The following is a 13,209-nucleotide window of genomic DNA, read 5'->3' as shown; positions in this document are numbered from 1 at the left end:
GTTAATCCGGCATACCCCCTCTATTCAACCAAGAACTGCCGCATCATGCCTAGGTTCTCATGCTCCAGATTATGACAGTGGTATAAGAACAGGCCTTTAAAATCCTGGAAGGGCTTGGCAATTTCCACTTCTTCGCCGGGCATCACCAAGACCGTATCTTTCCAACCGCTATCGATAAAACCGTCTTTGACGGTTTCATAGCCTTTCGAGCCCATCGGACCGATTTTTCGGGATAGAACTTGGTATTGCTGACCATGCAAATGAATCGGATGCGCCATCGATAGATTCATGCTGCCCATCATACCCATACCTTCTCCCTCTTCCATACCACCGCCCATTTGCATGTCGGTATCGCCGCCGTGCCGCATGCCTCCCATTCCGCCGCGACCGCGCATGCCCATGCCACCTTCATGATCGGTTTGCTGTTTATCATTGTCATGTTGCATACCGCCCATCATCCCCATGCCGCCTCGGCCATGACCGCCTTGCATCGACTCATCGTCTTGCTTATCGGCGCCATGCTCCATTTGCATTGCCGAATTATCTTTCGGTTTAGCATCATGGTCCATTTTGGCATCGCCGTGCTGACCGCCGCCAGGGCCATGATCATGAAAAATTTTGATTTTTTTGATCGAGCCTAGTTTAACCTTTTCAAAATCGAACACATGATCCAAAGTAAACGATTTGCCGTTCAGTTGCGGCCGCATCGTTTTTTCGGAAATCCCGATTGGAATCGGTTTAGCGGCATTGTCGACGCTTGCCTCGGTCAAACGCTCGAAGGCGACCAATTGGGCCGGTAGCTTGGGCGAGTCTTCGGCTGTTGCGGTGACATTGAAGGTCGCGACGGCAAATTTAGCGCCCTGCGCCAAGCCGCTCGACATCATTCCGCCGCCCATCATGCCCATGCCGCGGGTTTCGTTTGCCGAGTCATTCTCCTCCATGCTGCCATGATCGCTTTGCATGCCGTGCATGCGTTCATACATCGGCGGCATCGCACCGGTATACGGCAAACTATACATAACGAGCTTCGACCCGACTTCGCGCCCGCTAAAGTCGAGCCAAAGATCGACCCTCTCGCCGGGCGCCAGCATGATGTAAGGGCGCGTTTCCGGCTTTTCCAGTAAATGGGCGTCGGTGCCGATCGCAGTCAACGGCGTACCGTCATCCCAACCTAATTTATAGATTCTGGAATTGGAACCGTTTAAGGCCCTAAACCGGTAAGCCCGCGTCTTGACCGAGAACTCGGTATCCTCCTTGCCGTTGACGATAATTTTCTCACCGAGAAAACCCATCATTTTGTCGTGCATGCCATGCACATACCGTAGTTGGTTATTGGCATCGAAGCGCCTGTCTTGCAGCACTAACGGAACATCGTATTCGCCGCTGGGCAGTCCCAAGGCTTTTTCAGTATCGTCGGTGACTTTAATCAACCCAGCTAAGCCGAAATAGACTTGATCGCCGGTGACTTCATGCGCATGCGAATGATAAAAACTGGTTCCGGCAGGGTTCAAGACTTCGAATTCATACACATATTGCTCGCCAGGACCTATCGTATACATCGGATGCCCGTCGCTGGCTTGCGGTACATGCAGTCCGTGCCAATGAATGATCGATGGTTCGTTTAGCCGGTTACGATAATAAACCCTGACTTTTTGACCTTTGACCAGATTCATCACAGGCCCCAAAAAATTATCGCCGAGGTCCTGCAAGGTATCCTTAGGGCCTTTCAATAGCTTGCCATAATATTTTTGTACTTTTGACTTCTCCCCATTGCTTAGAATAGGCACGAAAGCGTTACGCGAGGTAAATTCGATTTCGACATCGGGGTTGAAGTCGGGGGAGGGCTCGCTCTTGATTTGTTTCATCGCCGCGGCGCTAATGCCGGGCAAGGAAGCTGCGGCCACGCCGAAAAACGAATATTGTAAAAACTGACGTCTTTGTTGATTGATTAGTTTTGTCATTGTTCCTTCCTCTTTTTTGTAATTATATTTTGCCGAACGAATGCATGATTACAATTTCTCTAAACAGCATGGTCTTGTCGCCGCCGTCGTGTTCGTTATACCCATCGTAGATCAAAATTTGGCACCGGGGTGTCCGTCAAAGGACGCCGTGAACACGCCCATGTAGGCTCTATGCCAGCTCCATGCTGGCAAAGCCTTTGTCGGACACCCCGGCACCACCTCGGGCACTGCCGAAATTTGAAGTGCGAAAGGTATATGATTAAAATCTGAACATGAGGGAACTGATGATCGGTTGAATCCGCCTATTTTTTTATTCTTTCCAGCTTCACAAAACTGTACCCGAAGGAAACGTCCGGGTCGTCGTGAATATCCTCACGATGCGTTTCCAACCAATGATTATTGTCGATTTCCGGAAAAAAAGTATCGCCTTCGAACGCACGCCTAACCTCGGTTAGGTATAGGTAATCGGCAACCGGCAGCATGGCCTCGTAAAATGTCGCTCCGCCGATCACGAAAATTTCGTTATGATTACGGCAACTTTCCATCGCGCTTTCGATATCGTTATATACCTCGCAGCCCGAAGGACGGTAATCGGGATTACGCGTAATAACGATATTGATCCGTCCCGGCAACGGCCTGCCGATCGACTCGTACGTTTTACGGCCCATCAATATCGGCGATCCCATCGTGATGGATTTGAATTTTTTCAGGTCCGCGGATAAATGCCACGGCAAGCGGTTATCGATACCGATCGCGCGATTACTAGACATGGCGACGATTAGAGATATTTTCATTTTGTTAAAAAAAGGTCTTTGCTATTCTTGGAAGATTTGTTTTGGAATTCATCATACTATGAAAAACGTTTTGCTTGTATTTACCGGCGGCACGATCGGATCGGAGGCTTCCTGCGGCACGATCGCAACTTCCGTCAACGCGCCTTACCGTTTACTGCAGCTATTTGAACGACAGTATCCGGAACATTCACAAATCGACTTCACAACGATACGACCGGTTCAAATTTTAAGCGAAAATATTACACCTACCTTCTGGGAAACACTGATTAAAACCATCGAGGCAGAGCAACCGGAACGCTACGACGGCGTCATCGTCACGCACGGCACCGATACCTTAGCCTATACCGCCGCCGCGTTAAGTCTTTATTTCCATGCGCTAAACAAACCGATGCTGCTGGTATCGAGCGACCGCCCCCTTGATCATCCCGAGGCCAACGGCTTGAACAATTTTATAGCCGCGGTCGAATTCATCCGTCAGCGCCGCGAAACGGGCGTTTTCGTCCCTTATCGAAACCCGGGCGAATACACGCAAATCCATTTAGGCAGCCGCCTGGCTTCTTCGCTGCAACTCAGCGGCGATTTTATCAGCGTGCAAAACAAAAGCTATTGCCGTTTCGAAAACGGCGTTTTTTCCGAACCGCTCATCACGCTTAAAAACAAAGCCGGCACGGCTTTCGATTTAAAACCGGATTTCTCGAAACGCATCGCATTAATCAGGCCTTATCCGGGTTTGAATTACACGCTATTTAATCTTGATGGCATCGATGCGGTATTGCACGATCTCTATCATTCCGGCACAGCGTGCGCTTCGATGCAGTGGGGCGCTGATTGCTCATTGCTGCCGTTCATCGAACGTTGCCGTAAGCAGGGCATTCCGGTTTATCTGGCGCCGTCGATACACTCCGATAGCGCCTACGAAAGCACGCGAGAATTACTCGAACAAGGCGCCGAAATGCTTTGGAATCTGTCGCTCGAATGTGCTTATGTGAAACTGCTGCTGGCTTACGGTAATTTTAGCGAAGACGGAATTACAAAGTTTATCGAACGGGATATTGCCGGAGAGCACGTTGCCTGTGCAAAAAGCAATTCCGTATGACCTTATTTATTTCACAAATCAAAATTTCAACGCCGCAAAATCAAAATCCTACTCCCTTTGATACTCAAAAAATAGCTATACCTTTCGCACTTCAAATTTCGGCAGTGCCTGAGGAGGCGCCAGGGTGTGCGGCAAAGGCTTTGCCAGCATGGAGCTGGCATAGAGCCTACAGGGATGTATTCACGGCGTCCTTTGACGGACACCCTGGTGCCGAATTTTGATCTGCGATGGGTATAACTTCATAAAGGTATGGTGTGTGGGGTGTGGCTAGCTAGGAAGTCGGCAGCAGGGGCAGATTTTTGCTCCTGCAAAATCTGCATTCACACCATCCTTGGCGCTGAGCTGCCGTCAAGTCCCCATGTATGGGTTCACGGCCCTCCTCGATAGACACATCCCATGCCGTTTATTCTTAGACGGTTTTTCAATCAAAAGGGAGTAAAAAGAACATTTGAACCCGAAGAAGCGCTCTAAATAGCTACTGAAAGTGAGAATACTGGAGTTGGATAATCACCAAAAAAACTGTTCCTCAGTCGATTTTATTAGGTTCCAGAGATTCTCACTATAGACATAAAAATGATTTTTAGGTCGCTCTAAACAAGTAAAAATCCGGATTTTATTTCAACATTTGTACGGTTAAAATGTTAGTCTTAGCCGACCGATTAACCCTAACAACAATAATACAATAATGGAAAACGGCACCTCATCCGAACTTACGGCGCCTTATATCGTCGGCATCGGCGCCTCGGCCGGCGGCCTTGAGGCTATCGAGTCATTCTTCAAGAAAATGCCGATCAATTCCGGACTCGCATTTGTCGTCGTTCAACATCTTTCGCCCGATTATAAAAGCCTGATGGCTGAATTACTGTCCAAGCATACCGAAATGCCCGTACATCGGATCGAGGATGGCATGGCAGTCAATCAGAACCACATTTACCTGATACCCCCTCGACAAAACCTAACCATTTTTCACGGCAAACTGTTGCTCAAGGAACAAGTTCGAACCGAAGGACTTAACCTGCCAGTCGATATCTTCTTGCGATCTCTAGCCGAGGATGCAGGAAATCGCGGGATTGCGATTATTTTGTCCGGAACAGGCAGCGATGGCACTCGCGGCATTCGGGCGATCAAGGAGCACGGCGGCATGGTGATGGTTCAAGACGAAGAATCCGCCAAATTCACCGGCATGCCGAACAACGCAACCGCGACCGGACTTGCCGATTTTATTCTTGCGCCGGACGAAATGCCTCCGCAGTTATTATCCTTCATTAAACATCCTTATTCCGGCAGCCTGGAAACGGACATCATCCCACAAGGCGGCACCAGCATTACCCGCATCTTCGCGCTGCTTCGCGAAAAATGCAAAATCGATTTTACCTATTACAAACCTAGTACTGTAATGCGCCGCATCGAGAGACGGGTCAGCATCAATCAACTTGCCGATTTGACCGAATATGTCCGGTTCATGGAAACGAACCAGCAAGAAATCAATACCCTCTATCAAGAGCTTTTGATCGGTGTGACATGTTTTTTCCGGGACGAATTCGTTTTTCAAGAGTTCAATGAAAAATGGCTACCTGAATCGATCGGAAAACTGCAAGGAGATGACCTACGTTTGTGGGTAACCGCATGCTCGACTGGCGAAGAGGCTTATTCGCTGGCGATGTTACTCGCCGAATCTCGTGAGCAATCCGGACATTACTTCCGCATCAAAATATTCGCGACCGATATCGATCAAAACGCTATCGAGAAAGCGAGCGCCGGTTTGTACCCTGAAAGTATTGCCGCCGATGTGCCGCCGGAACTATTGAGCAAATATTTTTCACGCAAGGAAGATAATTTTCAAGTCACGCAAAAAATTAGAGAAATGGTGGTTTTCGCCCAGCATAACCTGATCAAGGACCCGCCATTCACCAATATTCATATGATCAGTTGTAGAAACGTGCTGATTTATCTGCAGCCGGTTTTACAGAAAAAAATCTTAGAATTATTCAATTTTTCGCTGACCAAGGACGGTTTGCTACTGCTCGGCACCAGCGAAACTATCGGCGATATGGTCGATTATTTCGACTTTGTCAGTCCTAAAACCAAACTATACCGCTCCAAAGGTAAATACAAAGCGACCGAGCTGACACCTTTGGAACAGCGCCCAATTACCGGTTCTAGCTTTCAACCTTCCTTCACAACGACTGTCAACCGCCCGGCCATCAACCGTTTTTCCGAAGACCGGACGTTAGAGCGTTTCGTCAACGGCATTGCAGGGGATATTTTGCCGTTTACAATGTTGGTTAACGAAAACATGGAAATCTCGCATACCTTCGGTGAAGCCAGAGACTATTTATCCTATCCCAGCGGTAAAATCAGCAGCGACGTCACGAAAATCGTCATAAAGGATCTGGCAATACCCATTGCAACCGGCATTAATAAAGCGTTAAAAGGCACGAATGAAATCGTCTTATCCAATATACGCATTCACGACCATGATCAATTAAGAACGGTCACGCTAACCATCAAAAACCTGCCCGGCAAGAAAAGCCAGGAAAAATTGCTCGCGGTCATGATCAGCGAAACGACCGAGCCCAATAAGCCGAACTCGACCGAACCTTTATCCTACGACGTCGACATGGATGCACGACAACGCATCAATGACCTGGAGCAGGAATTACAATTCACGCGAGAAAACCTGCAAACGACGGTAGAGGAATTGGAAACATCCAACGAAGAGCTGCAAGCAACCAATGAAGAACTGCTAGCCAGCAACGAAGAACTGCAAAGCACCAACGAAGAGCTGCAATCGGTCAATGAAGAATTGTATACCGTCAACGCCGAGTATCAAGGCAAGATCACCGAATTAACGCTGCTTAATAACGACTTGGATAATTTGTTCAATAGCACCAATATCGCGACACTATTTCTCGACGAAAATCTCGAAGTCAGGCGCTTTACTCATCAACTCGAGTCGATATTCCATATCCGAGACAACGATCTCGGCCGGCCCTTTTTTCATTTGTCGCATTCGATTCTCGATATCAATCTGGATGCAATCGTCAACGAGGTGTCCGAAAATCAAACGCCGTTCGAACAGGAACTGCAAACCGCCAATGGCGATTGGTATCTATTGCGTGTTTTACCCTACGCCATATCCGACAATGCCTATGCCGGCATCATTCTGACTTTCATCGATATCGACCGGCTAAAACGCACCGAAACCGAGCTTAAGATACGCGAAAAAATGGAACGCGAACGCTTAGCCAATTTCGCGCTTTATTCTGACGACGCGATCACGTTGCAAGACTTGGACGGCAACATCGTCACCTGGAACCGCGGCGCCGAAAAACTCTACGGATGGACTGAACGGGAAGCGCTGGGCATGAAATTTCAATCGCTTATGCCGTCTGCCGACATCTCGATCGCTGCTAAGCTGCAGCAAAAAAATCATCTAGGCGAAGCCGTATCGCAATTTGAAACTCGGCGTATCACCAAAAGCGGTAAATTGATCGATGTTTCCGTCACGGCTTCGCTACTTTATTCCGAAAGCCAAGGCAACGAATTGATCGCCTTGACCGAACGCGATATCAGCGCACATATGACGGCGGTCAAAAACGATTGCGTCAGTTGCCTTCAGCGCCTTGCTTCGCTCGTGATGGATACCGAGGAAGCATTGCTTTTACTGGACCCGCAAGGAAAAATAACCGCTTGGAATAAAGGCGCCGAGATTTTATACGGTTGGCTCAAGCAAGAAGCCATAGGCCGCAATATCGCAGACCTAACGCCCGAATCCGGTAGAACACAAGTACTGCGCTTTATCGCCGGATTGACGCGGGGATGTTCGGTCCCGCAAACGCTATCGATCCAAAGACTCACCAAGGACAATCAAGAATTAGCCGTCAAAATAAACGCATCGGTTCTCGGAGATCACGTCGGAGAAGCGCTTTTGATTGCATTCAGCGAACAACGACACTAAACCGGCACGCAAGATGAAGAAAAATCCAGCGGATATCGACGATTTAAGACATGAAGCGGAAGCCTTAATCAATTTCGAGCCGAACCATCTCGATGCGGATTTGCCGCTTGATTTGCAGACGCTGTTTCACGAGCTGAATGTGCATCAAATCGAACTGCGCATGCAAAACGAACAGCTCGTAGAAGCGCAGCAACAACTCATTGCTTCAAGAAACGACTTCATTACACTTTTCGACCTAGCGCCGGTAGGTTTTTTAAGACTGGATGAAAAAGGACGCATTTTGCAATCGAATCAAACCGTGCAAGAAATGCTCGGTAAAAGCCATAGCGAATTACGCGATAAGTTTCTAACCGCTTTTATTCATGTCGACGACTTGAGTATTTTTAACGCACGTTACAACGCTTTTTATAAAAAACCGGACGGAAAGCATATCGAATTGCGATTGCTCGATAGACACAAAAAACCTATTTACATTGAACTCAGCGGACGCTTGATAAAAAAGCAAACCGGCGCGAGTGTCGATTTCAATCATGATTGTTTACTGGTCAATATCATTACTATCGGCGAACGCAAAAAAATGGAAGAGCAACTAAAACTTGCCGCGAAAGTGTTCGAGCATAGCCAGGAAAGCATCATGATTACCGCGCCCGATACGACCATTCTCAAAATAAACTTCGCTTTTACCGCGGTAACGGGCTATAAACCGGCCGAAGTCATCGGCCGAACGCCGAAAATTCTCTCCTCCGGACGACAAAGCCCTGAGTTCTACCGCGATATGTGGCAAAAAATCAACAAAGAAGGCTGTTGGCAAGGCGAAATCTGGAACCGTAGAAAAAATGGAGATTTATACGCCGAATGGCTCAGTATTTGCCGCATCAACGATAAATTCGGTCGCGTCAGTCATTATATCGGCATATTTTCCGACATCACGCTACGCAAACTCAATGAGAAACAAATCGAACAATTGGCTTATTTCGATCCCTTGACCGAACTGCCTAATCGCGCTTTATTGAACGACCGGCTCAAGCAAGGCATCGTTCAAGCCGTACGCCATAAACTATGGCTTTCGGTGTTTTTTCTCGATCTGGATCGCTTCAAAATACTCAACGATACCCTCGGTCATTTTGCCGGCGACTTATTGCTGCAAAATGTGGCTAAACGCCTCAAAAGCTGCGTGCGAGAAAGCGATACGGTCGCGCGTTTCGGTGGCGACGAATTCGTTATTTTATTGACCGATTTCGTCGACGAGCAGAGTGCGGCACTACATAGCGCCGAGATCGCCAAAAAAATACTCGATGTGTTATCGCAACCTTTCGATTTATCCGGCAACCAGTTCATCACATCGACGAGTATCGGATTCACGCTATTTCCGAAGGATGGCTCTTCGGTCGATGAATTGATCAAAAACGCGGATGCCGCGATGTATCACGCAAAAGCTTCGGGACGCAATAATTACCAATATTTCTCCGATAATATGCGCTCCGAGGCGCTCACCCGCAGCACGCTTGAAAACGATCTGCATCATGCCCTGCCCAATCATGAGTTTATCGTATACTACCAACCCTTGATCGATTTACAAACAACACCGAATCAAATTATCGGTTTCGAAGCGTTGTTACGCTGGAATCACCCGAGAAAAGGACTGATTTCACCCGATGACTTCATTCCGATTGCCGAAGAAACCGGTATGATCGTTGCAATCGGCGAATGGGTTTTAAAGTCCGCTTGTAAGCAATTCAAGATTTGGCGCGATCAAGATCAACCGCAATTAAAAAAAATCTGCGTCAATCTATCGGCACGACAATTTCTGCAAAATGATTTGGTCCATTCGATCAGGCAGTGCCTGGATAGCACCGGACTTGACGCGAGGTTTTTAGAAATCGAAATCACCGAAACCGTCATGATGCAACATATGTCCGCCGTGATACGCATTTTGCAACAATTGATGCAAATGGGCATAACCGTATCGTTGGACGATTTCGGCACGGGTTATTCCTCGTTAACGTATCTTAAAAAATTTCCGATTAATTCGATCAAGATCGACCGCTCCTTTGTCCGTGACATATTGAACGACCCTGACGATAAAGTGATTGTCCACTCCATCATTTCGATTGCCCGTCACATGCGTTTGGATATCATTGCCGAAGGCATTGAAAATAACGAACAAGCCACCTACTTGATGCAAGCGGGCTGCCGTTTCGGACAAGGCTTTTTATATTCCAAACCGCTTCCCGCCGATGGATTGATCGATTTATTTCCGATGTTCGACTAAACCTATCGTCCATAACATGAATTGCCTTGTGATAAGGCTTTTTAAAAACTACAATGCCAATCAGTTCTTCTGTCCGCTGGAGGCTTGAAATGCGCAACTCACTCGTATTGACGCTCGGCATTGCCGTTTTGTTCGGTTGCGAGCAATCGACCGAGACACCGAAAACCGACCCGCTCGAGCCTTCTACTTCTCCCCCTCCGCAGACTCAGACCGCTCCTACAATCCGCTATTCCGAAGAAGACAAACTACTAGGTTTACCGCCGGTTCCCATCCCCGAAAACAATCCGCAAACACCGGGCAAGATCGCGCTCGGCGACAAACTTTTTCACGACAAACGCTTTTCGATCGACGGCACGGTCAGTTGCGGGAATTGCCATGACGAAAACAAAACCTTTACCGACAATCTACCCGTCTCAGTCGGCCACAGCGGCAAAACCGGCACACGCAATGCGCCGACGGTGCTGAACGCGGCCTTTTATCATTCCCAATTTTGGGACGGGCGCGAACCCGATCTCGAAAATCAAGCGAAACAGCCGTTCATCAACCCGGTCGAACACGGCCTGCCCAATCACGACCCGATTCTCGATATCGTCCGTAGCGATCCGGATTATCAACAGTCTTTTCAAGACGTCTTCGAAGTTGCAGGCGATGCGCTGACGATCGATCATGTCGTACAAGCGATCGCCAGTTTCGAGCGTACTCTTGTCACCGGCAACTCGCCGTTCGACCGTTTCTATTTCAAAGGCGAAACCGATGCGATGACCGATGCGCAAATTCGCGGCTTCAACTTATTCATCGGACAAGGCCGGTGCGTCTCTTGCCATGTGATCGAGCAAGATAATGCGACCTTCACCGACAGCCGCTTTCACAATATCGGTATCGGCATCGATCTTATCGAGCAAGACATTCCGGCCTTGTCGCAAGCCTTCCTCGAGGCGAAATATCAGGGTAAAGACGTCGATATCATGGTACTGACCGATCCGAAATCGTCGGAACTCGGCCGCTTCGCGGTCACCGACGAATTGAACAAGATCGGCGCATTCAAGACGCCGACGCTACGCAATGTCGAATTAACCGCGCCCTACATGCATGACGGCAGCGTGAAAACCTTGCGCGAAGTCATGGTGCATTACAACAACGGCGGCGTCTCGGATGCCGGCGCGCGCGTCAACGATTTCTTGAGCGGCGGCATACGTCCGCTCAACTTAACCGGTGCGCAAATCGACGATTTGGTCGAGTTCATGAAAGCATTGACCAGCCCTAAAAAACCGGCCGAACCCGAATCGGCTCTAGCGGTTAATTGAAGGAGACTTGAACGATGAATACGATCCATAAAAGCCGCCGGAGTTTTTTGAAAACAGCGGGAGCCGCAGCCCTTGGCAGCACGTTACCGATCAGCCTGATTGAATTGGCTTTTGCCGACACGGCCGAAAACTTCACGTTCGCCTATATTTCCGATGCCCATATTCAGCATATCGAAGGCACGCGTTTCGTCCGCAATTGGGACCGGGGACTGATTCGCGCAGTGGCAGAAACTAATCTACTGGTACCGAAGCCCGATTTCGTGTTTTTCGGCGGGGATTTGGCCCAACTCGGCACGAAAGCCGAATTGGATCACGGGGCCGAAATCATGTCGGCATTGCGCTATAAAGTCCACTATGTGATGGGCGAGCACGACTATTATCTCGACCTCGGCGACTATTGGGAGCAACTGTTCGGCGCGCAATATTACAGCTTCAATCATAAGGGCGTGCATTTCATCGTATTGAATAGCATCCGAACTTACGACGACTGGACTTTCAACCGCTGGCCGAGCAACGAACAGCGTATGCTGGAAATGGCCGGACTCGACAATCCGAACGGATCGCCGTTCATGGTCGGCGAGGAACAAAGAAACTGGCTCAAATCCGATTTATCCAAAGTCGCCAAAACTACACCGATCGTCGTGTTATCGCATTCGCCGCTGCAAAAAATCTTCAAAGGCTGGAATTTCTGGACCGAAGACGCCGAAGAAATCCAAGCCTTACTCAAGCCCTTCGATAAGGTATCGGTTATATATGGCCATGTACATCAAATCCAATACAACCAAATCGGCAACATCAGCTTCAACTCGGTCATGGCCACCGCATGGCCGTGGCCCTATCCGCAGTCTTACGCTCAAGCCGAGCAATATCTACCGAAATTAACCGTCCCGATGAACCGTGCCGATCCTTTTTTCGAGCGCGACGCAACCGGTTGGCAGTTTATCAATACCAGTAACGGCAATGTCGATCTGCATTACACGCTGTATAACAACACCGCGCGTTCGGTGATCTACAATACTAAAACCAAACAACCGGAAGACAGCGCTTATCAAAGCGAAGACGCACGCATTCCGCCGCAAACGCATTTCTAGGATTCCAACAGGGAGAACCGCATGAAACTCAAACCCATTAAAGCTATCCTGTTGCTGCCGTTGGCGCTGACATTCGCAATGCCCATTGCTTCCGCCGATGAATTTACCGATGCCGATCTGGAACGCTGGCAACAACAATTCATGGGCGTCGTCCAACAAGGCCGAGGCCTATGGACCAGTCCTGAATTAGGTACCAACGGCGTCGCCTGCGCACAGTGCCATCCGAATGCCGCGAACACGCATCCTGAAACTTATCCGAAATTTCAAAAACAGCTAGGTAAAGTCGTGCCGATGTGGGAAATGATCAATTGGTGTCTGAAAAATCCGCTGGAAGGCCAACCGCTCGCCGCCGACGACCCGAAAATGACCGCCATTCAGGCTTATGTGACGCACGAACGGCGCGGCGTGAAGCTGGAGCCGGGCAAGCATTGATCTTCTTCATGCTCGGGTTTTGCGCAATTTCGTAAAAACCTATAACTTAGCCGCCTTTCTCGCGGAGCGGGTTATTCAACCCGCTCCGAACGTTCATGAAAGCCTGGCAATCGCCCCAGCAAATGAAAGTGCGAGGCGCTGGGCATTATTACAGCATATTTTTACATATCGAAAAATTAGATAAGGACTTCGGATTTGCGAACTTTCACAGTAACGTTCATGAAGGCCTAGCCATCGCCCCGGCAAATGAAAGTTCTCTGGTGGGGAGGGTACGGTCACTCGCCCGACAGGACGCCGT

9 protein-coding genes are annotated in these 13,209 nt (G+C 48.9%); 7 read left to right on the top strand and 2 right to left on the bottom strand.

All coding sequences use genetic code 11. From position 1 onward, the window contains the following. Nucleotides 1–20: 20 nt before the first annotated feature. Nucleotides 21–1,961, bottom strand: a complete 1,941-nt coding sequence (locus MEALZ_RS18790) for a multicopper oxidase family protein (RefSeq protein WP_014150241.1) — start codon at nucleotides 1,959–1,961, stop codon at nucleotides 21–23. A gap of 302 nt (nucleotides 1,962–2,263) precedes the next feature. Continuing rightward, nucleotides 2,264–2,755, bottom strand: a complete 492-nt coding sequence (locus tag MEALZ_RS18785) for a dihydrofolate reductase (protein ID WP_046061255.1) — start codon at nucleotides 2,753–2,755, stop codon at nucleotides 2,264–2,266. Between the two features lie 58 nt (nucleotides 2,756–2,813). Here MEALZ_RS18785 and MEALZ_RS18780 point away from each other — a divergent pair, with 58 nt between their 5' ends. The 7 genes from MEALZ_RS18780 (at nucleotide 2,814) to MEALZ_RS18750 (ending at nucleotide 12,911) form a co-directional block, all read left to right on the top strand. Continuing rightward, nucleotides 2,814–3,851 carry an asparaginase gene (locus MEALZ_RS18780; RefSeq protein ID WP_014150239.1) on the top strand — a complete coding sequence of 346 codons (1,038 nt, stop codon included), beginning with the start codon at nucleotides 2,814–2,816 and terminating at the stop codon, nucleotides 3,849–3,851. Beyond that, entirely contained in the window at nucleotides 3,848–4,072 is a 225-nt protein-coding gene (locus MEALZ_RS18775; protein ID WP_014150238.1) for a hypothetical protein, read from the top strand. Before MEALZ_RS18780 ends, MEALZ_RS18775 begins: the two co-directional genes overlap by 4 nt. Before the next feature lie 464 nt (nucleotides 4,073–4,536). Further along, nucleotides 4,537–7,812: a chemotaxis protein CheB gene (locus MEALZ_RS18770; protein ID WP_014150237.1), complete on the top strand. Its 3,276-nt coding sequence runs from the start codon at nucleotides 4,537–4,539 to the stop codon at nucleotides 7,810–7,812. A 13-nt stretch (nucleotides 7,813–7,825) separates the two neighbouring features. Beyond that, nucleotides 7,826–10,084 carry a sensor domain-containing protein gene (locus MEALZ_RS18765; protein ID WP_048481351.1) on the top strand — a complete coding sequence of 753 codons (2,259 nt, stop codon included), beginning with the start codon at nucleotides 7,826–7,828 and terminating at the stop codon, nucleotides 10,082–10,084. Between the two features lie 89 nt (nucleotides 10,085–10,173). Then, nucleotides 10,174–11,388, top strand: coding sequence for a cytochrome-c peroxidase (locus MEALZ_RS18760; RefSeq protein WP_014150235.1), 1,215 nt, complete (start codon nucleotides 10,174–10,176; stop codon nucleotides 11,386–11,388). Nucleotides 11,389–11,402: 14 nt separating this feature from the next. Continuing rightward, nucleotides 11,403–12,479: a metallophosphoesterase gene (locus MEALZ_RS18755; RefSeq protein ID WP_014150234.1), complete on the top strand. Its 1,077-nt coding sequence runs from the start codon at nucleotides 11,403–11,405 to the stop codon at nucleotides 12,477–12,479. Nucleotides 12,480–12,500: 21 nt separating this feature from the next. Continuing rightward, the gene (locus tag MEALZ_RS18750) at nucleotides 12,501–12,911 is read left to right on the top strand and encodes a hypothetical protein (RefSeq protein WP_014150233.1); all 411 of its coding nucleotides are present in this window, start codon (nucleotides 12,501–12,503) and stop codon (nucleotides 12,909–12,911) included. Nucleotides 12,912–13,209 lie beyond the last annotated feature (298 nt).

The organism is Methylotuvimicrobium alcaliphilum 20Z (assembly GCF_000968535.2).
Lineage (GTDB): Bacteria > Pseudomonadota > Gammaproteobacteria > Methylococcales > Methylomonadaceae > Methylotuvimicrobium > Methylotuvimicrobium alcaliphilum.
The sequence above is the reverse complement of the archived record's forward strand: the minus strand, read 5'-3'. Positions and strand labels throughout refer to the sequence as shown.

Coding starts and splice junctions, on each gene's coding strand:
- MEALZ_RS18790 (WP_014150241.1), bottom strand. CDS start 1,961: ATGACAAAACTAATCAATCAACAAAGACGTCAGTTTTTACAATATTCG.
- MEALZ_RS18785 (WP_046061255.1), bottom strand. CDS start 2,755: ATGAAAATATCTCTAATCGTCGCCATGTCTAGTAATCGCGCGATCGGT.
- MEALZ_RS18780 (WP_014150239.1), top strand. CDS start 2,814: ATGAAAAACGTTTTGCTTGTATTTACCGGCGGCACGATCGGATCGGAG.
- MEALZ_RS18775 (WP_014150238.1), top strand. CDS start 3,848: ATGACCTTATTTATTTCACAAATCAAAATTTCAACGCCGCAAAATCAA.
- MEALZ_RS18770 (WP_014150237.1), top strand. CDS start 4,537: ATGGAAAACGGCACCTCATCCGAACTTACGGCGCCTTATATCGTCGGC.
- MEALZ_RS18765 (WP_048481351.1), top strand. CDS start 7,826: ATGAAGAAAAATCCAGCGGATATCGACGATTTAAGACATGAAGCGGAA.
- MEALZ_RS18760 (WP_014150235.1), top strand. CDS start 10,174: ATGCGCAACTCACTCGTATTGACGCTCGGCATTGCCGTTTTGTTCGGT.
- MEALZ_RS18755 (WP_014150234.1), top strand. CDS start 11,403: ATGAATACGATCCATAAAAGCCGCCGGAGTTTTTTGAAAACAGCGGGA.
- MEALZ_RS18750 (WP_014150233.1), top strand. CDS start 12,501: ATGAAACTCAAACCCATTAAAGCTATCCTGTTGCTGCCGTTGGCGCTG.